At 70.3% G+C, this 21,788-nt stretch carries 21 protein-coding genes and 1 pseudogene; 10 read left to right on the forward strand and 12 right to left on the reverse strand.

Going from position 1 to position 21,788, the window contains the following annotated elements; translation table 11 throughout:
- Window positions 1-6: 6 nt before the first annotated feature.
- The 4 genes from LGI35_RS29480 to LGI35_RS29495 all read left to right on the forward strand — a co-directional run bounded on the left by LGI35_RS29480 (window position 7) and on the right by LGI35_RS29495 (window position 3,492).
- On the forward strand, window positions 7-927 hold the full coding sequence (locus tag LGI35_RS29480; protein WP_227297237.1) for a F0F1 ATP synthase subunit gamma: 921 nt from the start codon (window positions 7-9) through the stop codon (window positions 925-927).
- Window positions 927-2,369 (forward strand): F0F1 ATP synthase subunit beta, encoded by a 1,443-nt coding sequence (atpD, locus tag LGI35_RS29485; protein ID WP_227297238.1) that lies wholly within the window; start codon window positions 927-929, stop codon window positions 2,367-2,369. Before LGI35_RS29480 ends, atpD begins: the two co-directional genes overlap by 1 nt.
- Before the next feature lie 142 nt (window positions 2,370-2,511).
- Complete coding sequence (locus LGI35_RS29490; protein ID WP_116509861.1) at window positions 2,512-2,886, forward strand: F0F1 ATP synthase subunit epsilon; 375 nt, start codon at window positions 2,512-2,514, stop codon at window positions 2,884-2,886.
- A 156-nt stretch (window positions 2,887-3,042) separates the two neighbouring features.
- A complete protein-coding gene (locus tag LGI35_RS29495) occupies window positions 3,043-3,492 on the forward strand; it encodes a DUF2550 domain-containing protein (RefSeq protein WP_116509859.1) in 450 nt (149 codons plus the stop codon).
- Between the two features lie 179 nt (window positions 3,493-3,671).
- Here LGI35_RS29495 and LGI35_RS29500 read toward each other — a convergent pair whose 3' ends face one another.
- From LGI35_RS29500 to LGI35_RS29510, 3 genes are all read right to left on the reverse strand, one after another.
- Window positions 3,672-5,501 (reverse strand): glycoside hydrolase family 18 chitinase, encoded by a 1,830-nt coding sequence (locus LGI35_RS29500; RefSeq protein WP_227297239.1) that lies wholly within the window; start codon window positions 5,499-5,501, stop codon window positions 3,672-3,674.
- A 176-nt stretch (window positions 5,502-5,677) separates the two neighbouring features.
- Window positions 5,678-6,322 (reverse strand): response regulator, encoded by a 645-nt coding sequence (locus tag LGI35_RS29505; protein ID WP_227297240.1) that lies wholly within the window; start codon window positions 6,320-6,322, stop codon window positions 5,678-5,680.
- A complete protein-coding gene (locus LGI35_RS29510) occupies window positions 6,319-7,512 on the reverse strand; it encodes a sensor histidine kinase (RefSeq protein WP_227297241.1) in 1,194 nt (397 codons plus the stop codon). Before LGI35_RS29510 ends, LGI35_RS29505 begins: the two co-directional genes overlap by 4 nt.
- 169 nt (window positions 7,513-7,681) lie before the next feature.
- Here LGI35_RS29510 and LGI35_RS29515 point away from each other — a divergent pair, with 169 nt between their 5' ends.
- Window positions 7,682-8,251, forward strand: a complete 570-nt coding sequence (locus LGI35_RS29515) for a hypothetical protein (protein ID WP_227297242.1) — start codon at window positions 7,682-7,684, stop codon at window positions 8,249-8,251.
- Here the strand turns inward: LGI35_RS29515 and LGI35_RS29520 are convergent.
- A complete protein-coding gene (locus tag LGI35_RS29520; protein WP_116509852.1) occupies window positions 8,248-8,820 on the reverse strand; it encodes a cob(I)yrinic acid a,c-diamide adenosyltransferase in 573 nt (190 codons plus the stop codon). The genes LGI35_RS29515 and LGI35_RS29520 overlap by 4 nt on opposite strands.
- 13 nt (window positions 8,821-8,833) lie before the next feature.
- Window positions 8,834-9,100 (reverse strand): annotated as a pseudogene (locus LGI35_RS29525) (ABC transporter permease); the annotation flags it as partial.
- 319 nt (window positions 9,101-9,419) lie between these two features.
- Between LGI35_RS29525 and LGI35_RS29535 the strand changes: the two are divergent.
- From LGI35_RS29535 to LGI35_RS29545, 3 genes are all read left to right on the forward strand, one after another.
- Complete coding sequence (locus LGI35_RS29535) at window positions 9,420-10,268, forward strand: 3-hydroxyacyl-CoA dehydrogenase family protein (protein WP_227297243.1); 849 nt, start codon at window positions 9,420-9,422, stop codon at window positions 10,266-10,268.
- 167 nt (window positions 10,269-10,435) lie between these two features.
- Window positions 10,436-10,759: an STAS domain-containing protein gene (locus tag LGI35_RS29540; protein ID WP_227297244.1), complete on the forward strand. Its 324-nt coding sequence runs from the start codon at window positions 10,436-10,438 to the stop codon at window positions 10,757-10,759.
- Window positions 10,760-10,976: 217 nt separating this feature from the next.
- Window positions 10,977-13,544, forward strand: coding sequence for an ATP-binding protein (locus tag LGI35_RS29545; protein ID WP_227297245.1), 2,568 nt, complete (start codon window positions 10,977-10,979; stop codon window positions 13,542-13,544).
- 72 nt (window positions 13,545-13,616) lie between these two features.
- Here the strand turns inward: LGI35_RS29545 and nucS are convergent, their stop codons facing one another.
- Window positions 13,617-14,288 carry an endonuclease NucS gene (gene nucS, locus LGI35_RS29550; protein ID WP_189492137.1) on the reverse strand — a complete coding sequence of 224 codons (672 nt, stop codon included), beginning with the start codon at window positions 14,286-14,288 and terminating at the stop codon, window positions 13,617-13,619.
- Window positions 14,289-14,578: 290 nt separating this feature from the next.
- Here nucS and LGI35_RS29555 point away from each other — a divergent pair, with 290 nt between their 5' ends.
- Window positions 14,579-14,971, forward strand: coding sequence for an SCO5389 family protein (locus LGI35_RS29555; protein WP_116509837.1), 393 nt, complete (start codon window positions 14,579-14,581; stop codon window positions 14,969-14,971).
- A gap of 99 nt (window positions 14,972-15,070) precedes the next feature.
- Here the strand turns inward: LGI35_RS29555 and LGI35_RS29560 are convergent, their stop codons facing one another.
- A complete protein-coding gene (locus tag LGI35_RS29560; RefSeq protein ID WP_227297246.1) occupies window positions 15,071-16,099 on the reverse strand; it encodes an LLM class flavin-dependent oxidoreductase in 1,029 nt (342 codons plus the stop codon).
- 214 nt (window positions 16,100-16,313) lie between these two features.
- On the opposite strand from LGI35_RS29560, the gene LGI35_RS29565 reads away from it, so the two are divergent.
- On the forward strand, window positions 16,314-16,655 hold the full coding sequence (locus tag LGI35_RS29565) for an ATP/GTP-binding protein (protein ID WP_227297247.1): 342 nt from the start codon (window positions 16,314-16,316) through the stop codon (window positions 16,653-16,655).
- 44 nt (window positions 16,656-16,699) lie between these two features.
- On the opposite strand, the gene LGI35_RS29570 is transcribed toward LGI35_RS29565, so the two are convergent.
- The 5 genes from LGI35_RS29570 to LGI35_RS29590 form a co-directional block, all read right to left on the reverse strand.
- Window positions 16,700-17,557 carry an ABC transporter permease gene (locus LGI35_RS29570; protein ID WP_227297248.1) on the reverse strand — a complete coding sequence of 286 codons (858 nt, stop codon included), beginning with the start codon at window positions 17,555-17,557 and terminating at the stop codon, window positions 16,700-16,702.
- Entirely contained in the window at window positions 17,554-18,720 is a 1,167-nt protein-coding gene (locus tag LGI35_RS29575) for an ABC transporter ATP-binding protein (RefSeq protein ID WP_227297249.1), read from the reverse strand. Before LGI35_RS29575 ends, LGI35_RS29570 begins: the two co-directional genes overlap by 4 nt.
- A gap of 123 nt (window positions 18,721-18,843) precedes the next feature.
- Window positions 18,844-19,614, reverse strand: coding sequence for an ABC transporter permease (locus LGI35_RS29580; protein ID WP_227297250.1), 771 nt, complete (start codon window positions 19,612-19,614; stop codon window positions 18,844-18,846).
- A gap of 3 nt (window positions 19,615-19,617) precedes the next feature.
- The gene (locus LGI35_RS29585) at window positions 19,618-20,619 is read right to left on the reverse strand and encodes an ABC transporter ATP-binding protein (RefSeq protein ID WP_227297251.1); all 1,002 of its coding nucleotides are present in this window, start codon (window positions 20,617-20,619) and stop codon (window positions 19,618-19,620) included.
- 74 nt (window positions 20,620-20,693) lie between these two features.
- The gene (locus LGI35_RS29590; RefSeq protein ID WP_100595833.1) at window positions 20,694-21,629 is read right to left on the reverse strand and encodes a coiled-coil domain-containing protein; all 936 of its coding nucleotides are present in this window, start codon (window positions 21,627-21,629) and stop codon (window positions 20,694-20,696) included.
- Window positions 21,630-21,788: the final 159 nt, after the last annotated feature.

Genomic DNA, 21,788 nt, shown 5'->3' on the forward strand with positions numbered 1-21,788 from the left:
TGACTCATGGGAGCCCAGCTCCGGGTCTACAAGCGTCGCATCAAATCCGTCACCGCGACCAAGAAGATCACCAAGGCGATGGAGATGATCGCCGCCTCGCGTGTCGTCAAGGCACAGCGCAAGGTGGCGGCCTCCACGCCGTACGCGACCGAGCTCACCCGCGCGGTCACGGCTGTCGGCACCGGTTCGAACACGAACCACCCGCTGACGACGGAGCCGGAGACGGCGACGCGCACCGCGGTGCTGCTCCTCACGAGCGACCGCGGTCTCGCCGGCGCCTTCAACTCGAACGCCATCAAGGCCGCGGAGAAGCTGACCGCGCGCCTCGAGGCCGAGGGCAAGGAGGTCGTGATCTACATCGTCGGCCGCCGTGGTGTCGCCCACTACAACTTCCGTGAGCGCAAGATCGCGGAGCAGTGGACGGGCTTCACCGACGAGCCCACGTACGCGGACGCCAAGAAGGTCGCGGGCCCGCTGATCGAGGCGATCGAGAAGGACTCGGCGGAGGGCGGCGTGGATGAACTCCACATCGTCTACACGGAGTTCATCTCGATGATGACGCAGTCGGCCGTTGACGGCCGTCTGCTTCCGCTCAGCCTCGAAGAGGTGGCGGAGGAGTCGAAGTCCAAGGGCGGCGAGATCCTTCCGCTGTACGACTTCGAACCGTCGGCGGAGGACGTCCTCGACGCCCTGCTGCCGCGCTACGTCGAGAGCCGTATCTACAACGCGCTGCTCCAGTCGGCTGCTTCCAAGCACGCCGCCACGCGCCGCGCGATGAAGTCGGCCACCGACAACGCGGGAGACTTGATCAACTCGCTCTCCCGACTTGCCAACGCGGCCCGCCAGGCCGAAATCACCCAGGAAATCAGCGAGATCGTCGGCGGCACTGCAGCCCTGGCCGACGCGACCGCGGGGAGTGACAAGTAATGACGACCACTGTTGAGACGGCCGTTGCCACGGGCCGCGTCGCCCGGGTCATCGGCCCGGTCGTCGACGTGGAGTTCCCCGTCGACGCGATGCCGGAGATCTACAACGCCCTGCACGTCCAGGTCGACGACCCGGCCACCGAGGGCGCGAAGAAGACGCTGACCCTCGAGGTCGCCCAGCACCTGGGTGACGGCGTGGTCCGTACGGTCTCGATGCAGCCCACCGACGGCCTGGTCCGCCAGGCCGCCGTGACGGACACCGGCGCCGGCATCTCGGTGCCCGTCGGTGACCTGACCAAGGGCCGCGTGTTCAACACCCTGGGCGACGTGCTGAACGACGACGCGTCCAGCGTCTCGGCGGCCCCGCGCTGGGAGATCCACCGCAAGGCCCCGGCCTTCGACCAGCTCGAGTCCAAGACCGAGATGTTCGAGACCGGCCTGAAGGTCGTCGACCTTCTCACCCCGTACGTCAAGGGTGGAAAGATCGGTCTGTTCGGTGGTGCCGGTGTCGGCAAGACCGTTCTGATCCAGGAAATGATCGTCCGTGTGGCCAAGCTGCACGACGGTGTCTCCGTCTTCGCCGGTGTCGGCGAGCGCACCCGTGAGGGCAACGACCTCATGGTCGAGATGGAGGAAGCCGGCGTTCTGGACAAGACCGCGCTGGTCTTCGGCCAGATGGACGAGCCGCCGGGCACGCGTCTTCGCGTCGCCCTGGCCGGTCTGACCATGGCGGAGTACTTCCGCGATGTGCAGAAGCAGGACGTGCTGTTCTTCATCGACAACATCTTCCGCTTCACGCAGGCCGGTTCCGAGGTCTCGACCCTGCTCGGCCGCATGCCCTCCGCGGTGGGTTACCAGCCGACCCTCGCCGACGAGATGGGTCTCCTCCAGGAGCGCATCACGTCGACCCGTGGTCACTCGATCACCTCGATGCAGGCGATCTACGTCCCCGCGGACGACCTGACCGACCCGGCCCCGGCCACCACGTTCGCCCACCTCGACGCGACGACGGTTCTCTCCCGTCCGATCTCCGAGAAGGGCATCTACCCGGCCGTGGACCCGCTGGACTCCACGTCCCGCATCCTGGACCCGCGCTACATCGCGCAGGACCACTACGACGCCGCGATGCGCGTCAAGACGATCCTGCAGAAGTACAAGGATCTTCAGGACATCATCGCGATCCTCGGTATCGACGAGCTGGGCGAGGAGGACAAGCTCGTTGTCCACCGTGCCCGTCGCGTCGAGCGCTTCCTGTCGCAGAACACCCACGCCGCCAAGCAGTTCACCGGCGTGGACGGTTCGGACGTGTCGCTCGAGGAGTCGATCACCGCGTTCAACGCGATCTGCGACGGTGAGTACGACCACTTCCCCGAGCAGGCGTTCTTCATGTGCGGTGGCATCGAGGACCTGAAGGCCAACGCCAAGGAGCTCGGCGTCTCCTGATTCTGGCTTCTCCGGAAGCACAGACTCGTGGGAGAGGGGCGGGGGATACCCGCAGGGTGTGTCCCGCCCCTCTCCGTACGCCGACTAGACTTTGACCCAACACCCGGCAGCAACCGCCGGGTGGTGACCCGAGGAGCCCACCTTGGCTGCTGAGCTGCATGTCGAGCTCGTCGCCGCGGACCGCAGTGTCTGGTCCGGCGAGGCCACCCTGGTCGTCGCGCGCACCGCGTCCGGCGACATCGGCGTCATGCCCGGTCACCAGCCGCTTCTCGGTGTGCTGGAGTCGGGCCCGGTGATGATCCGCACGAGCGACGGCGGGACGGTTGTCGCCGCTGTGCACGGCGGTTTCGTCTCGTTCGCCGACAACAAGCTGTCCCTGCTCGCCGAGATCGCCGAGCTGTCGGACGAGATCGATGTCCAGCGTGCGGAGCGGGCGCTCGAGCGCGCGAAGTCGGATGCCGACGCATCCGCCGAGCGTCGCGCGGACGTCCGACTGCGTGCGGTGGCGACGCGCTGAGACCAGCGCGCGGAGTGACATGACTCAGCCGCGGCCAGGACCGGAGAACCTCTCCGGACCGGGTCGCGGCTGAGGCGATCCTTGGTCAATTTTGCAGTTCCGTTATCGGATCCGCTGTCGGGCCCGTTATCAGATGAGGCGAGGAGGTCGGTACGAATGGTCCTCGTTCTCGTGCTGTGCGTGGTCGCGGTCGTCGTACTCGTATTGCTGGGGTTGTTCGTCTTCGGCCTGAGGCGCCGGCTGATCCAGCGCTCCGGGGGCACCTTCGACTGCTCCCTGCGGTGGGACGTGCCCGAGGGGGGCGACGCCTCCGGCAAGGGCTGGGGCTACGGCGTGGCCCGCTACAACGGCGACCGGATCGAGTGGTTCCGGGTCTTCTCCTACGCGATCAGGCCCCGTCGCACCCTGGAGCGTTCGGCGATCGAGGTGACGGGACGGCGCGCGCCGGAGGGCGAGGAGGAGCTGGCCCTGCTCTCGGACGCGATCGTCCTCGCGTGCTCGCACCGCGGCTCGCGTCTCGAACTGGCGATGAGCGAGGACGCGCTGACCGGTTTCCTGGCTTGGCTGGAGGCGGCGCCTCCGGGACAGCGGGTGAACGTCGCGTAGCGGCGTTCGGGGCCCCGCTGGATGGGGGTCCCCCCTGGGGCGGAGCGCAGCGGAGTTCCTTGGGGGAGGGTGAACGTCGCGTGGCGGCGTGGGCGTGGCCTGAGGTTTCGCATGGAGAAGCCGGGTGAACAGGGGGCGGCCCCGTTCACCCGGCTTCCGTCATGTGCGGCCCGGCGCTGCTACTTCAGGCCGCTGTCGATGGCGGTCACCAGTTCGCCGTTGGTGGTGTCGCCGCTGAACTCCCAGAAGAAGGCGCCGCCGAGGTTCTGGCTCTTGGCCCAGGCCATCTTGGAGTTGATGGTCGCGGGGGTGTCGTAGGACCACCAGTCGCTGCCGCAGTATGCGTAGGCCGTGCCGGCGACGGTGCCGTTGGCGGGGCACTTGGTCTTGAGGACCTTGTAGTCCTCGATGCCCTGCTCGTAGGTGCCGGCGGCGGGGCCGGTCGCGGTGCCGCCCGGTTCCTTCTGTGTGACGCCGGTCCAGCCGCGGCCGTAGAAGCCGATGCCGAGCAGGAGCTTGCTCGACGGGACTCCCTGGGCCTTCAACTTGGCAATGGCGTCAGCGGAGTTGAAGCCCTGCTGCGGGATGCCGGCGTACGAGGTGAGCGGGGAGTGCGGGGCTGTCGGACCCTGGGCGTTGAACGCGCCGAAGAAGTCGTAGGTCATGACGTTGTACCAGTCGAAGGACTGGGACGCGCCCGCGTAGTCGTTCTTCTCGATCTTGCCGCCGGTGGACGCGTCGGCCGTGATCGCCGCCGTCACCAGGTTGTTGGAGCCGAACTTGGCGCGCAGCGCGGACGCCAGCTTCTTCAGGGCGTCCTGGCCCGAGGTGTCGCAGGACAGGCCGCAGGAGTTGGGGTACTCCCAGTCGATGTCGATGCCGTCGAAGACGTCGGCCCAGCGCGGGTCCTCGACCAGGTCGTAGCAGGACTGTGCGAACGCGGCCGGGTTCTTCGCGGCCTCCGGGAAGCCGCCGGACCAGGTCCAGCCGCCGAACGACCAGATGATCTTGAGGTTCGGGTGCTTGGCCTTCAGCTGGCGCAGCTGGTTGAAGGCGCCGCGCAGCGGCTGGTCCCAGGTGTCGGCCTGGCCGGAGACGGAGTTGGCCGCGGTGTACGCCATGTCGGTGTCGGCGTAGGAGTCGCCCATGGTGCACTTGCCGCCCTGGACGTTGCCGAAGGCGTAGTTGATGTGGGTGACCTTCGCGGCGGAGCCGGAGGTCTCCAGGTTCTTCGGGAAGTACTGGCGGCCGTAGACGCCCCAGTCGGTGAAGTACCCCAGCTTGACCTTGCCGCCGGGGCCCGGGTCCGTGCCGCCGCCGGTCGTGTGCACCCTGACGGAGCCGGAGGCAGGTCCGCTCTGGTCGGCGGTGTCACGGGCCTGGACGGTGTACGAGTAGTCGGTGCCGGCGGTGAGCCCGGTGTCGGAGTACGAAGTCCCGGTCACCGTGGCGACCTTGGAGCCGTCGCGCAGGACGTCGTAGTTCTTGATGCCCTTGTCGTCGGTGGCCGCGGTCCAGGCGAGCTTGACCGAGGTGTCCGTGACGGAGGAGGCGGTGGGGGTGCCGGGCGCGGAGGGGGCCGCGTCGCCGGGGACGTCGCCGCCGTCGCAGGAGGCGCCGTTGAGCTTGCAGCCGGAGGGCGCGCCGGGGCCCGAGCCGTTGAACCCGAAGGAGACCGAGGCGCCGGGGGCGAGCGACCCGTTCCAGGAGAGGTTCTTGGCGGTCCAGTGGTCGGCGGAGTTGGTGACGGTGGCGTCCCAGGCGGAGGTCACCTTGGTGCCGGCGGGGAAGTCCCACTCGACGGTCCATGAACTGAGGGCCGTGGTACCGGTGTTCTTGACGGTCCACTTGCCTTCGAAGCCGGTGCCCCAGTCCTGGGTCTTGGCGTAGGTCGCGGTGGCGGTGCTCGCGGCGGCGGCCGCGTGCGAGGGGGTGGCGAGGCCGACGAGGGCGGCGGCCGGGAGCAGCAGGGTGGTGAGGCCTGCCACGGCTCTCTGTCTGAGTCTCAAGCGCAAGGGGTGCTCCTCGGGTGGTGTCCGGGGGACATGACGGGGGGTAAAACCCTGCGCCGCCCGTGAGCATCGCCGTGCTGGTCATGTGCATGGCTGCGCTCACCGCAGTGCCGTGAGAATAGAAAGGTCTGGACCAGCGGTCAAGGTCTAAACCAATTAAAGGAATCGGCCGCTCACAGCCCCAACTCCTGTGCCAGAACGGCCGCTTGCACCCTGCTGCGCAGCTCCAGCTTGCCGAGCAGCCTGCTGACGTGTGTCTTCACCGTCGCCTCCGCCATCCCCAGACGCAGCGCGACCTCCGCGTTCGACAACCCGTCACCGAGGCAGGAAAGCACCTCCCGCTCCCGGCGCGTGAGGGTGTCGAGCCCCGCGGGCGCGGGCCCCGGCTCCGGGCGTACGGGCTTCGCCGCGAACTCGGCGATGAGCTTGCGGGTCACCGCCGGAGCGATCAGCCCCTCACCACGCGCGACCGTGCGGACCCCCTCGATCAGGTCCTTCGCCTCGGTGTTCTTCAGCAGGAACCCGCCGGCGCCCGCGCGCAGCGCCCCGAAGACGTACTCGTCGAGGTCGAACGTCGTCAGGACGAGCACGTCCGCGATCCCCTCGGAGACCACCTGACGGGTCGCCGAGACGCCGTCGAGGCGCGGCATCTGGATGTCCATGAGGACGAGATCCGGCCGAAGTGCGCGCGCCATGGCCACCGCCTGCTCGCCGTCCGCCGCCTCCCCGACGACGTCGATGTCGGGGGCGCTGCCCAGGATCAGGACGAGCCCCGCCCGCACGGCGGACTGGTCCTCGGCGACGAGCACGCGGATCACTCGGACACTCCTTCGTCGGCCGGGTCGACGGGCAGCTCCGCCCAGACCTGCCAGATCTTGCCGTCGGGCCCGCTCTCGGGACCCGCCTCGAACGTGCCGTGCAGCAGAGCGGTGCGCTCGCGCATCCCGATGAGCCCGGCGCCCGAGCCGGGTGCGCGCGGGCCGTCCAGATCCCCGTACGGGCTGGTCACCCGCACGGTCAGAGCCCCGTCGGTGCGGTGGACGGCCACGAAGACGGTGCCGTGCGACGCGTGCTTGAGGGCGTTCGTGAGGGATTCCTGCACGATGCGGTACGCGGCGAGCTCGATCGGCGCGGGCAGGCCGCCGACGCTCTCGCCGAGGGTGAACGCGACGTCGAGGCCGTTGGTGCGGGACTGCTCGACGAGGGCTCCGAGGCCGTCCAGCGTGGGCGCGGCGACGGGCTCGCCCGGGGAGTCGCCGCTGTCGTCCCGCAGGATGCCGATGAGGCGCCGCATCTCGGCGAGGCCCTCCACGCTGTTCTCGCGGATGACGGTCAGCGCCTGCTGCGTGGTCCTCGGATCGTCCAGTGAGATCGCGGCCGTGGAGTGGATGGCGATCGCGGACAAGTGGTTCGCGACCATGTCGTGCAGCTCGCGGGCCATCCGCGCCCGCTCGGCGACGACCGCCTGCGTGCGGTCCATCTCCGCGAGCAGCGCGGTCTGTTCGGCGCGCAGCCGCGCGGACTCGGCGGCCTCCCGGTGGTTGCGTACGAGGACGCCGGTGGCCGCGGGCGCGAACGACACGAGGCCGGTCACGACCCCGATCAGAAGCGCCTCCGGCTTGCGGAACCAGGCGAGGAAACCCAGGGCCACTGCGATGGTGATCAGCGCCGTGGTCACCGGGATGCGGCGGGCGGCGGCCGGGGTGCCGTACAGGACGGCCGCGTAGACGAGGTCGGTGAACATCAGCGTCGTCGCGAGACTGCCCAGCGTGAACTGGTCCGCGATCAGGACGAGGGTGCCGAGGACCAGGGCGGTCTGGGGCGCGGTCCTGCGCAGCAGTTCCAGACCCGCCATCGCGCAGAGCGGTACCAGCAGCCAGCCGTCGCCGAGGACCCGCCAGCCCTGGCTGTTGGTCAGGCCGAGCGCCCACAACAGGAGACCGCCGAGCAGGCCGACCGCCGCGATACGGACGTCGTCGCGGTGCGGGCGGGACAGGGGCAGGGGCATGCCTCCATTGAATACGGCCGGACGGGGCGGCGCCTGCACCTTGCGGGCGGGACCGTGCGGCCGACGTACATCGAAGGATGCAGTCCCGATTCGTCACCGCCGACGACGATCGGCGGCCGTACCGACGGGACGCTGGAAGGAAACACAAGCCCGTCCCGAGGAGCCCGCCGTGATCGTCACGCTGATCGTCGCCTGCGAGATCGGCTTCTGGGTACTGCTCGCCGCGGGACTCGCCCTGCGCTACGTGGCGAAGATGCCGCGCACGAGCGTCGGCGTCCTGCTGTGCGAGCCGCTCCTGGAGGTCGTCCTGTTCGTCGTCACCGCGACGGACCTCAAGAACGGGGCCGAACCGGACTGGAAGCACGGCCTCGCCGCCGTCTACATCGGCTTCTCCGTGGGGCTCGGCCACTCCACCGTCAAGTGGGTGGACGCCCGCGTCGCCCACCGGTTCGCCGGGGGACCGCCCCCGGTGAAGCCGCCGAGGTACGGGGCCGCGCGCGCCGCCCACGAGTGGCGGACGGCCGCGCGCTGGATCCTCGCCTGCGCCGTGGCGCTCACCCTGCTCCAGGGCGCCGTCTGGTACGTGGGCGCCGACGGGAACACCGGCTCGCTGCGGATGTGGCAGCAGAAGATGCTCTTCGTGATCGGTCTCAACCTCGTGATCGCGCTGAGCTACACGCTGTTCCCGAAGAAGGCGCCCGCCCTCGACCGGCAGGGCTCGCCGCCCTCGGCCCGCTAGCGCTCGCCGCCCGGGACCCAGAGCACGTCCCCGACCTCCTTGTTCGCCGTACGCGCCAGGATGAACAGGAGGTCGGAGAGGCGGTTCAGATACGTCGCGGTCAGCGGGTTCATCGACTCGCCGTGCACCTCGAGCGCCGCCCACGTGGAGCGCTCGGCCCTGCGGACCACCGTGCACGCCTGGTGCAGCAGCGCCGCACCCGGCGTGCCCCCGGGCAGGATGAAGGACCGGAGCTTCTCCAGCCGCTCGTTGAAGCGGTCGCAGTCCGCCTCCAGCTTGTCGACGTAGAACTGCTCGACGCGCAGCGGCGGGTACTTCGGATCCTCGACCACCGGCGTCGACAGGTCGGCGCCCACGTCGAACAGGTCGTTCTGGACCCGTACGAGGACCTGCACGACCTCCTCGTCGAGCCCGCCGAGCGCGACCGCCGTGCCGATGACGGCATTGGCCTCGTTGGCGTCGGCGTAGGCGGAGATCCGCAGATCGGTCTTGGCGGTCCGGCTCATGTCGCCGAGGGCGGTCGTGCCCTGGTCGCCGGTCCTGGTGTAGATACGCGTCAGATTGACCATGGGGTCAGCGTAGTTACGCGGCCGCCCCGCGGAAGCCACGTGTGCCGACCGTCACGGCGAGCGCCGCCAGGGCGAGGGCGACCAGGACCCCGTACGGCATGTGCGCCGTCGCGTGGTGGCCGACGTACGCGTCGCCCATCGCGTCCACCGCACAGCGGATCGGCGTGACGTGCGACAGGACGTCGAGCCGGCCGGGCGCGAGCGCCATCGGCGGCATCGGCCCGGACAGGAGCATCGACGGCATCGACACGGTGTTGACGATCGGGCCGAACTCCTGCGGCCGGTCGGCCTCACACGGCGCTGTTCTCCCGTGTCGCCGCAGGGATGATCAAGGCCGGGCCGGCCGGGGAGGTGTCCCGCGAAGCACCGGGCCTGCTCGACCAGATGGAGGGTCTCCTGGGCGAGCCGGTGCTCAACTACGCCGCACGCGAAGCCTGATGGCCCGTCCGGTGTGATGTCCGTCATTCGAGACGTGACGCGCATTACTTCGCGGCCACACGACCCCTCACGGACGCTAATGTCCGCCGGAGAGATACGTGAACAGCGGTTAGCGGTCAGTTGCAAGTGGTACGCGGTCAGCGGGTAAGGGGAGTCGCACAGTGGCAGGGAAGCTCGCCGTCATCGGAGCCGGACTCATGGGGTCCGGAATCGCCCAGGTCTCGGCGCAGGCGGGCTGGGACGTCGTCCTGCGCGACGTCACCGACGCCGCCCTGGCCCGTGGCACCGACGGCATCAAGGCCTCGTACGACAAGTTCGTGAGCAAGGGCAAGCTGTCCGCGCAGGACGCCGAGGCCGCGCTCGGGCGCATCACCACGACCACCGACCTGGACGCGGTCGCCGACGCCGACATCGTCGTCGAGGCCGTCTTCGAGAAGCTCGAGGTCAAGCACGAGATCTTCCGGGCGCTCGACAAGATCGTCCGCGAGGACGCCGTGCTCGCCTCGAACACCTCCGCCATCCCGATCACGAAGATCGCGGCCGTCACGGAGCGCCCGGAGCGCGTCGTCGGCGCCCACTTCTTCTCGCCGGTCCCGATGATGCAGCTGTGCGAGCTGGTCCGCGGCTACAAGACGAGCGACGAAACGCTGGCCACCACGCGGGAGTTCGCCGAGTCGGTCGGCAAGACCTGCATCGTCGTCAACCGCGACGTCGCCGGCTTCGTGACCACGCGGCTGATCTCGGCCCTCGTCGTCGAGGCCGCCAAGCTGTACGAGTCCGGCGTCGCCACCGCCGAGGACATCGACATCGCCTGCAAACTGGGCTTCGGCCACGCCATGGGACCGCTCGCCACCGCCGACCTCACGGGCGTCGACATCCTGCTGCACGCCACCAGCAACATCTACACCGAGTCCCAGGACGAGAAGTTCGCCCCGCCCGAGCTGATGCGCCGGATGGTTGACGCCGGTGACATCGGGCGCAAGAGCGGGCAGGGGTTCTACAAGCACTGATCCTCGCCACTCCGTGGGTAACCCCATGGGGTGAATTCGGTATCGGTTCGCTTACAGACGGCAACTTCTGCGCCCCCGCGCCAGTCAGTTGCAGTGACATACCCAGATCGCCGTACGACACAGAGACCACTGGAATCACGGCACACAAGCACTCTCGGGGAGCGCATATGTACATCAGGGGCGACCACGCCGGGCTGGTCGTCGGGGGCCGCCTCGACGTCCGCAGCGCGGCGGACGCCCGTACGGTCCTGCACACGGCCCTCGACGACGGCGTCGGCGACCTGGTGCTCGACCTGTCAGAGCTGGACTCGTGGGACGCGACGGGTCTCGGCGTCATCATGGGTGCCCACCGGCGGGCCGGACGCTGCGGCCGCAGGCTCGTGCTGCGGGGTGTGCCGCCCCAGATGCAGCGCCTCCTGGTGGCGACGCGACTGCACCGGATCCTCGCCATCGAGGGCGGCATCGGGGTCGAATCGCTGCCCAGGGTGTGAATCGGGCGTTCCGGTGTGCAGCGCCCACAATCCTCACGAGACTGTGACGTCTCGGACGGCGCGGCACCCCGGCTGTTCGGAGATACTGACCCAGGTCTAGGGTTCGGTCGCCCGCGGATTGACGGACCCACTCGCAGGCACCGGACCAGAAGCGACAGCGCAGTGTGCACAGGCCGGGAGGGGCATCGGCACACCACGCTTTTGGGGGGCTTTGACCATGGACCCGATGAACCGGGGACCGGAAGACTTCGGGCACGATCCGTACGGCGGGGATCCTTACGACCGCGCGGACCGTGGCCACCACGACGACGAGAGCGACGCCCAGGCGAGCCGCCCGCGCCCGCCCAGGGATCCCCTCACTCCTGACTTCGGCCAGCCCTCACAGGGGCTCGCCCGCACCGTGCAGCTCGTGTCCGGCGACTTCCTGCTCACCGTCAACCCCGTCGACGGCAGCGAGATCGAGCCCTGCCCGCCGGGGGAGCGGCCGGGACGGCCCGTCAAGTACGCACCGGCGGAACGCGCCGAGATGGCCCGCGCCGCCCGTCCGCCGCTGCCGGCCGGACCCCCGCTGCCCCGGCTGCCGCTCCTGGAGCGGCAGGAGGAGCGCGAGCGGCTCGTCCGGCTCGTCGCGCGCGGGCGCTCCGTGCGGCTCACCGGACCCTCGGGCTCCGGGCGCACCGCGCTGCTCGACACCGTCGCCGAGGACTGCGCGGACATCGCGCCCGACGGCGTCGTCCGGCTCTCCGGACACCGCCGCTCGTCGAACGACCTGCTGTACGACCTCTTCGCGGCCGTGTACAACGCGCCGCTGCACCGCCCCGACCGCGCCCTGCTCCTCGAACTCGTCCACGACATCGGTGCCGTCGTCGTCCTCGACGACCTCGAGTTCGGCGGCGCCGCGCTCGACGAGCTCCTCGAAGCGACGCCCGAGTGTGCCTTCCTGGTCGCGGCCACACCCGATGTCGCCGCGCCGTCCGCCGACTCGCACCTGGAAGAGGTCTTCCTCGGCGGCCTCGGCCGCGGCGGTGGCCTCGAACTCCTGGAGCGGTCCGTCGGCCGCGTCCTCACGGACGAGGAGGCGAACTGGGCCGGCGACCTCTGGTTCGAGTCGGAGGGGCTCCCGCTGCGCTTCGTGCAGGCCGGCGCGCTCCTGCGCCAGCGCGACCAGCTGCGCGCCGACCCGAACGCCTTCGACGAGTTCGGCTACTTCGGAGGCCCCGGCGCCCCGCCCGTGGACGCGCCCTTCGACGCCGAGGACGGCCACGACGTGCCGCTGCCCTCGCTCGCCGACGGTGCCGCGCCCGCGGCCCTGCTCGCGTCCCGGCTCAGCGAATCGGCCCGCGCCACCCTGCGGTTCGCGGTCGCGCTCGGCGGGGAGATACCGCACCAGGCCCACCTGCCCGCCCTCGTGGGCGACACGCACGCCGACGCGGCCCTCGCCGAACTCGTCGGCTGCGCCCTCGTCACCCCGGTCGGCGGCCGCTACCGCCTGGCCTCCGGCGTGCCGGAGCAGCTGGCGGCCGCGGGGTACGCCGACGACACCGGCGGCCAGGCGCACACCGCCGCCCAGCACTACGCGTGGTGGGCCGGACATCCCTCGGTCGGGCCCGAGCGGGTCGCGGCCGAGGCCGACGCGCTGCTCGCCGCGCTGACCGTGCTCGTCCCCGTCACGGCGCCGGCCGGTCCGGACGAGGAGGGCAGCGTCGCGGTGCTGCTCGCCCGTACCGCCGCGCCCGCGTTCGCCGCCGGGCTCAGCTGGACCGTGTGGGAGCGGTGCCTGCGGGCCGGCCAGGAGGCCGCGCGGCTCTCCGGCGAAGTGGCCGAAGAGGCCTATTTCCACCACGAGTTGGGCATCCTCGCGCTGCTCGGCGGGCAACTCGACCGGGCCCGCGCCGAGCTGGAGGCCTCCATCGCCCTGCGCGGCGCGCTGGCCGACAAGCGGGGCACCATCGCGGGCCGCCGCGCCCTCGCCCTGGTCGCGGACCGCTCCGGCGGCGCACTCCCCGGCGGGCGTACGGCGGCGGGCGAAGAGGTCACCGCCGCGCGCCACGAGGAATCGGCGTCGCCCCCCGGCGGGGTGCCGGCCGCGTTCGCGCCGCCCGCGCCGCCGCGCCCGGAGCCCGACACGCTGGTTTCCCGGCAGGCCGGACCCGGACCCGGCGCCAAGCCCGGTGGGGCCCGTCGTGCCGTCCTCACCGGCACGCGGCGCAACCTCGTGGCCGCGGGCGCCGGAGCGCTCCTCGCGGCCGTCCTCGGCACCGTCGTGACGCTCGGCGCCACGTCGAACAACGACACCCCGTCCGACAGCGTCAACGTGAACCCGTCGGCCTCGCAGGGCGAGGACGGCGGCGACATCGGCGCGGACAAGGCGGACCAGGGCGACGACGCGGGCTCCACCCGGCGGCCCGCCGACCCGGGCAAGGACGGCATCCCGAACACGTCGGACGACCCGACGCCCAGCACCGGGCCGTCGTCCGAGAGCGGCGAGCCGTCGGACAAGCCGAGCGGCAAGCCCTCCGGCAAGCCGTCGGACAAGCCGACCACGTCGAAGCCGCCGTCCACCAAGCCGCCCACCTCCAAGCCCCCGACGTCGAAGCCGCCGACGTCCAAGCCCCCGACGAGCTCCCCGCCCCCGTCGTCCGAGCCGCCGACCACCCCGCCGTCGTCCCCGGACACGTCGAATTCGGCCAGTGGTCCGGCGCCGAGCGACAGCTCCGCGATGAGCAGCCCGGCGGACAGCTCGCCGGGTTCGCCCGGCGGGCCGGGCGGCTCGTCGACGATCTGACGGCCGTACGTACGCGGCACATGACTGAGGGCCGGGTTCCTGTGAACCCGGCCCTCAGTCATGCCTGACGGATCAGAACAGGCGGAGCTTGTCGTCCTCGATGCCGCGCAGGGCGTCGTAGTCCAGGACCGTGCAGCCGATGCCGCGGTCCGTGGCCAGGACGCGGGCCTGCGGCTTGATCTCCTGGGCGGCGAAGATGCCGCGCACCGGGGCGAGGTGCGGGTCGCGGTTCAACAGCTCGAGATAGCGCGTGAGTTGCTCCACGCCGTCGATCTCGCCGCGCCGCTTGATCTCGATGGCCACGGTCGCGCCGTCGCCGTCCCGGCACAGGATGTCGACGGGCCCGATCGCCGTCGGGTACTCGCGGCGGATGAGCGTGTAGCCCTCGCCGAGGGTGTCGATCCTGTCGGCGAGAAGCTCCTGGAGGTGCGCCTCGACGCCGTCCTTGATGAGGCCCGGGTCCACGCCCAGTTCGTGCGAGGAGTCGTGGAGGACTTCCTCCATCGTGATGATGAGTTTCTCGCCCGCCTTGTTGATGACGGTCCAGGTGCCGCTGTCGTCGCCCGTGCCCTCCTTCAGGGTGCAGGGCGGGGACATCCAGTTGAGCGGTTTGTAGGCCCTGTCGTCCGCGTGGATCGAGACGCTGCCGTCCGCCTTCACGAGGATCAGGCGGGGAGCCGACGGGAGATGGGCTGTGAGCCTGCCCGCGTAGTCCACGGAGCAGCGGGCGATGACGAGACGCATGGTCGGCAACGCTACTCGACGAAGAGTGGTCCACGCGATTCGCCCACCCGTCGCCCGCCACCGCCCTTATGCAGAGACCCTCCGGGTCGCCCCCATTTGTCGCCGTTCGTTATTGGCCGGTTGTGAACCGACTGTGCCTGCGATCCTCTGTTGCGGGCCCCGCAGGTTGCTTACCGTATAAGCGGGAGGTCGCGACGCCTGTACGCAGCGTGTTCGTGGTCGTACGTCGTCGCGCGCTCCTTACCTGCCCGTCAGCCCCCGCTCCCCGCGGGGGTGCGAGAGGAGAACCCATGTCGCTCGACGTCTCACCGGCACTGTTGGAACAGGCCGAGCGAGGCGAGGTCGACGAAGCTGACTTCGTCGACTGCGTCCGGACCTCCCTGCCTTACGCATGGGAGATGATCAGCTCCCTGGTGGCCCAGCTGAAGGTCGACGGCGGAGACTTCGCCGACAACCAGACGCCTCCGCCGGACGAGCAGGCACGTGGGCAGCTGCTGCGTGCGCTCGCGAGTGACGCGATTCGTGGCGCGCTGCAGCGGCACTTCGGTGTACGGCTGGCCTTCCAGAACTGCCACCGTCTGGCGGTGTTCCCCCAGGACCCGTCGGTGGACGGCACGCTGGCCCGCTTCACCTCGGCCCGCAACCAGCTGTTGAACCAGTCCCCTGAACTCAGGGACTGCTGACAGCCGGTTGGAGGCGGAATCGGATGGTCTGCCGCTCCGTACGCGGGAGGTGCACAAGTACGGAGCGGTGGACTACGGGCCGCACGGCGGTGACGCGTCTCAGCGCAGCTGGGGGAGTACCTCGGCGCCCAGCCTGCGCACGTTCTCCTCGGTGGCCGCGAGATCTCCGGAGCCCTCGACGAGCAGCGCGAAACGCGTGATGCCCGTGCGCTCCGAGGTCGCCGCGAGCCGGTCCGCGCACTGCTCGGGAGTCCCCACCGGGTGCAGCTCGCACAGCAGTTCCGTGTACGCGACCGGGTCCCGCATGGACCGCGCGCGGCCGTCCACCGTCACATGGGCGTCGAGCCCCTGTTTCAGCCAGCCGGGCATCGCCTTGAGGAGCGTCTCCCGCGCCTGCGCCTCGCGATCGCCGATCTGGGCCACTCCGGCCGAGACGTGGGCCGCGGCGCGGATCTCCTCCGGGCTGTGGCCGGCGGCCCGCGCGTGTGTGCGCCACAGGGAGACCATCTCGGCCTTCTCCTCGTCCCCGGCGTGCATGCCGAGCAGCATCGGAAGGCCGCGCTCCGCCGCGAGGCGCACGCTCTTCGGTGAGGTGCAGGCCACCACCACCTCGGGACCGTCGGGAGAGTTCAGCGCTTCGTCGGGGCGCGGGACCACGGCGACCTCGCGGAAGCCGAACCGTTCCCCCTCGGCCTCGACGCGGGGCTCGCGCAGCCAGCGCAGGAGCAGGTCCAGGGATTCCGGGAACCCCTCCTCGTACGCCTCGATGCCCGAGCCGAAGACCTCCAGGTCCACCCAGGGGCCGCCGCGGCCGACGCCGAGCGAGAAGCGGCCGCCGGACGTCACGTGCAGCAGCGCCGCCTGCTCGCCGAGGGCGACGGGGTGGGCGGTCGGCAGCACACTGACCGCCGTGCCGACGCGGATGTGCCGGGTGCGGCCGAGCAGTAACGCGGCGAGCGTCACCGCGGACGGACACGTGCCGTACGGCACGAAGTGGTGCTCCGCCAGCCAGACCGAGTCGAGGCCGGCCTCCTCGGCCACCTCGGCGGACCGCGCCGCCCGGTGCAGCGCCTCCCCCTGTCCCTGGCCGGGGAACTGGGCCGCCAGTACAAAAGTTCCTACGCGCATCGCACTCCTGCCTTTCTTGGCGCCGACGCGGCACTCCCCCTACAGGCATTAACGGCTGACAAGTGCCAAGGGCACGGCTTGCCATGGAGATTGGCAGATTTTCCGTAGAACTCATGGGGGTGACGGTGTGCGGGTACCCGAGAGGCGTCCGCGTACGCTGGACGTGAGCCCCAGTCCCTGTGCAGGCACCTGTACAAGTCCTAGAGGAGATCCGGTGTCCCCGCGCCGAAACCAGACGTCGCCCCGTCGCGGCGGCCGACCGTCCAGCAAGGCACCGGACGAGGAGCAGGGCAGCCGCTACGGCGGGTTCGAGCGTAGGGAGAGCTGGCAGGGCGAGGAGTGGAGCGTGCGCCAGGTCGCGGGCGCGAGCGCCGCCGGCAAGACGTACCGGTGCCCCGGCTGCGACCAGGAGATCCCCTCCGGGGTCGCACACGTGGTGGCCTGGCCCGAGCACTCGGGTGTCGACGAGCGCCGGCACTGGCACAAGGCCTGCTGGAACGCGAAGGACCGCCGCACCACACGGGTGCAGCGGTCCAGGAACGCGCCTCGTTACTGACGCGCCTCGCCGGCAGGGGCCGACGGCTCCCCGGGCCGACAGCTCTACACGTCGCGCCGCTCGAGCAGCGCGAACGCGCCGACCACGGCCGCGGCCGTGACGCCGACGAGCAGCCAGACCTGGGACCCGCCCGAACTCCCGCCGTCCGCGCCGAAGATCTTGGCGAGGGAGTTGATGGCGTTGTACTCCTGCATCTTCTCGCCGAGCGTCCGCGTGCTGCGCGAGATCATCAGGAAGACCGGCAGGATCGACGGCAGCAGCACGATGCCGAGCATCGCGGTGATCGCGCCCGCCGAGTGCCGCAGCATCGAGCCCACGGCGAGGCCGAGGACGCCGAGCAGGGACACGTAGAGCCCGCCCTTGAGGACCGTGCCGCCCCAGCTCAGGTCGCCCGCCTCGGGGCCGCTGTGCATCGACGACGTGAGCAGGCCCACCAGCAGGATGGAGCCCGCGGAGACCACGAACGAGACCGCGAAGAACACCAGGATCTTGGCGGCGAACACCCGGTAGCGCTGCGGCGACGCGGTGAACGTCGTGCGGATCATGCCGGTGCCGTACTCCGACGACGTCACCAGGACGCCCAGCGTGATCAGGCAGATCTGGCCGAGCAGCAGGCCGATGAAGGCCGGGAACGTGAAGGGCAGGTCCTGGTAGTTGAGGTCCTCGGTCTGCGCGGAGACGAACAGGCCGCCGCCGAGCACCAGGAACAGGAAGATGCCGAGCGTCCAGAGCGTGGAGCGCACGGACTTGATCTTCGTCCACTCCGAGGCGAGTGCGTGCCCCAGGTGCGTGCGCGTGACCGGGATGGGCGAGGTGTACGAAGTGCCGGGCGCGCCCTGCCAGTTGGGCGCGCTCTGCTGGGCGTAGGCCTGCGGAGCCGGCTGCGGGGGCGGCGTCGTCATCGGGGGTCCTCGGGCTTGTTCAGGTCGGCGGGGGCAGGGGCCGCGGGCGCGGCCGGCGGCTGCTGCGGCGGGGCGGCGTACGGGTTCGGCCCGCCCGGCGCGGCCTGCGGCGGGGCGAACGGCTGACCGCCCTGCTGGGGCGGCGGCGGCGCGTACCAGTCCGGCTGGCCCTGGCCGGGCGCGGGGAACTGCTGCTGCGGCATCGCGCCCGGCGGGAGCTGCTGCTGCAGACCGGCGCGCTGGTCGACGGTCGAGCGGTAGTCGACGGCGCCCTGCGTCATCCGCATGTACGCCTCCTCCAGCGAGGCCTGGTGCGGCGAGAGCTCCCACAGCCGTACGTCGGCGCCGTGCGCCAGGTCGCTGATGCGGGGGAGCGGCAGGCCCGTGACGCGCAGCGCGCCGTCCTGCTCGGGCAGCACCTGGCCGCCCGCCTCGGTCAGCGCGGCCGTCAGCTTCTCGCGCTGCTGCGGCTCCGTCTCCGGCGTGCGCACCCGCGCGAAGTCGGCCGAGTTGTGCGAGATGAAGTCCCGCACGCTCATGTCGGCGAGGAGCTGCCCGCGGCCGATGACGATCAGATGCTCGGCGGTCAGCGCCATCTCGCTCATCAGGTGCGAGGAGACGAAGACGGTGCGGCCCTCGGCGGCGAGCGACTTCATCAGGTTCCTGACCCAGAGGATGCCCTCCGGGTCGAGGCCGTTGACCGGCTCGTCGAAGAGGAGCACCTGCGGGTCGCCGAGCAGCGCGGCCGCGATGCCGAGGCGCTGGCCCATGCCGAGCGAGAAGCCCTTGGAGCGCTTCTTCGCCACGTCCTGGAGGCCGACGACGCCGAGCACCTCGTCCACGCGGCGGGCCGGGATGCCGGACAGCTGCGCGAGGCAGAGCAGGTGGTTACGGGCGTGCCGGCCGCCGTGCACCGCCTTGGCGTCGAGCAGGGCGCCGACCTGGCGCGGGGCGTTGGGGAGTTTGCGGTACGGGTAGCCGCCGATGGTCACCTGGCCTGTCGTCGGCTGGTCGAGACCCAGGATCATGCGCATGGTCGTCGACTTGCCGGACCCGTTCGGACCCAGGAAGCCGGTCACCGTACCCGGCCGGACCTGGAAGGAAAGGTTGTACACGGCTGTCTTGGCGCCGTAGCGCTTCGTCAGGCCGACTGCCTCGATCATTCTCCGCACCCATCGAAAGGTTCAGGACATCGGGGCACAAGCCCCCGTAAGGGTTAGGAGGATATCGGGGCGCTGACGGTTCCGGCCAAGACGAGGCAAAGCCCCTGGAGCTGCCCGGAACCCTTAGGCGTCCCGCTTCTTGAGGACCACATATCCGAAGAACAGGGCCAGGATCACCCAGATCACCATGATGCCCAGACCGCCCCACGGCCCGTACGGGGTGTCGTCGTCGATCGGCGTCACCACCTGCATGATCTTGCTGCCGGCCTGGTCGGGCAGGAACCGGCCGATCTTCTTCGTCGCCGAGACGTTGCCCAGGATGTTCGAGATCAGGAAGAAGAACGGCATCAGGATGCCGAGCGACAGCATCGGGCTGCGCAGCATCGACGCGACGCCCATCGAGAACATGGCGATGAGCGTCATGTAGAGGCCCCCGCCGATGACCGCGCGCAGCACGCCCGGGTCACCGATCTGCGCCCGGTGCGCGCCGAGGATCGCCTGCCCGAGGAAGAACGCGATGAAGCTCGTGGCGAGGCCCACGACGAACGCCAGCACGGTGGCCACGGCGACCTTGCTGAACAGGAACGTGCCGCGCTGGGGGACCGCGGCGAGCGAGGTGCGGATCATCCCGGTGCTGTACTCGTTCGAGACGACGAGGACACCGAAGACGATCATCGCGAGCTGACCGAGACTCATCCCGGCGAAGCTGATGAAGGTGGGGTCGAAGGACAGCCGGTCCCTCGCGTTCATGTTCTTGAACTCGTTCCTGGACAGGATCGAGATCAGCACGCCGAGCGCGATCGTCAGGACCGCCGCGAGGCCGAGCGTCCACACCGTCGAAGCGACGGACCTGATCTTGGTCCACTCGGACCGGAGGACCTGGGTCGTGGCCATCGGTCAGGCTCCCTTGTTCCTCGTACGGTCCCAGCTCTCGCCCCAGCCCTGCTGTTGTGGCGGTGGCGGCAGCCCGACCGGCGGCGGCACCCCGGGCTCGTCGGTGTGCGCGTGGTACTCCACCGACTCCGCGGTGAGCTGCATGAACGCCTCCTCGAGCGAGGCCTGCTGGGGGCTCAGCTCGTGCAGGACGAGATGGTGGGCGGCCGCGAGGTCACCGAGCTGCTCGGGGCTGTGGCCGTCCACCTCGAGCGTGCCGTTGCCCGCCTCGACGACCGTGATCCCGGCCTCGTGCAGCACATCGAGGAGCCGCTCCTGCTGCGGCGAGCGCAGACGCACGTACGAGCGGGAGTTCTGCTGGATGAAGTCGGACATCGAGGTGTCGGCGAGGAGATGGCCCTGGCCGATGACGACGATGTGGTCCGCGGTCAGCGCCATCTCGCTCATCAGGTGCGAGGAGACGAAGACGGTACGGCCCTGCCCCGCGAGGGACTTCATCAGATTGCGGATCCAGTGGATGCCCTCGGGGTCGAGCCCGTTGACCGGCTCGTCGAACATCAGGATCCGCGGGTCGCCGAGGAGCGCGCCCGCGATGCCGAGGCGCTGGCCCATGCCCAGCGAGAACCCCTTCGCCTTCTTCCTGGCGACGGTCGTCAGACCCACCGTGTCGAGGACCTCGGCGACGCGGGTGCGCGGGATGCCGTTGCTCTGCGCCAGGCACAGCAGGTGGTTGTACGCGCTGCGGCCGCCGTGCATGGCCTTCGCGTCGAGGAGCGCGCCGATGTACCGCAGCGGGTCCTTCAGCTGCGCGTAGTGCTTCCCGTCGATGCGCACATCGCCGGCTGACGGGTTGTCGAGCCCGAGCATCATCCGCATCGTCGTGGACTTGCCGGCGCCGTTGGGGCCGAGGAACCCCGTGACGATGCCCGGTCTGACGGTGAAGGTGAGGTTGTTGACGGCCAGCTTCTCGCCGTAGTGCTTGGTCAGCCCCTCGAGCTCGATCATGCGGCAACGCTAGAACGGGACAAAGCCCCCTGCCACTGGAGCGGCAAGGGGCTTCGGCGTTCGACTGCGGCTGCTCAGCGGGTCTGCTGGGCGGGAACCCCACGCGAGATCGGCTCGTCCTCCGCGGGCGCGCCCGCGGCGGCGACGGCCGCACCGGTGAGCGTCGCCAGCATCTCGCGCACGTTGGTGAGCTGCGCGTTGATGGAGTCGCGGCGGTTCGTCAGCGCGGCGAGCTCGCGCTCCGATTCCGAGCGGATCCGGTCGGCCTTGGCGTTCGCGTCGGCGACGATGTCCTCGGCCTGACGCTGCGCGGTCTCCACCGTCTGGCGGGCGCGGCGCTCGGCGTCGGTGCGCAGCTTCTCGGCCTCCAGGCGGAGCTGCTCCGCGCGGTGCTCGATCTCCGCGAGACGCTTCTCGGCCTTCGCCTGACGCGAGGCCAGGTCGCGCTCGGACTGCTCGCGGCGCTTCGCCAGGTTCGTCTCGAAGTCCGCGGCGGCCTGGGCGGCCTTGGCGCGGGTCTCCTCGAAGAGGGCGTCCGCCTCCTCACGCTTCGACTGAGCGTCCTTCTGGGCCTCGGCGCGCAGGGTGCCCGCTTCGCTCTTGGCCTTCTCGACGATCCGGACGCCCTCGTCCTCGGCCTTGGACTTGCGCTCCGCAGCGAACGATTCTGCGTCGTTGCGCACCTGCTGGGCCGCCGACTCGGCGAGCTCGCGGTGCTGCTCGGCGGCGCGCCGGGCCTCCTCGCGCAGGTCCTTCGCCTCCTCCTCGGCGAGGCGGAGGATCTTCTCGACGCGCGCGCCGAGACCGGCGTACGACGGCTCGGCGTCGTTCACCTGCGCCTGGGCGTTCTGCGTCTCGAGGTGGAGCTCTTCGATGCGCTTTTCCAGAGCAGTGATACGAGCGAGAGCGCTGTCACGGTCGGAGACGAGCTTGGAAATGCGTTCGTCCACCTGAGCGCGGTCGTACCCACGCCGCACAAGCTCGAAGCCGTAGGGGGAAGTGTCGCTCATGGGGTTCCTGTCGAATGAGACCGGTGAGGTGATAGGGGGAATCCTAGGGGTCAAAGCGGCGTGTCATCGAGCAGATGCCCGTTTGATCTGGAGAATGACACCCCTTTTGAGTGGCTAACCGCAGGATGGCTTGCCAGCGGCAGCGCCGAAGGTCCTTAC

The sequence above is a fragment of the Streptomyces longhuiensis genome (assembly GCF_020616555.1).
GTDB lineage: Bacteria > Actinomycetota > Actinomycetes > Streptomycetales > Streptomycetaceae > Streptomyces > Streptomyces longhuiensis.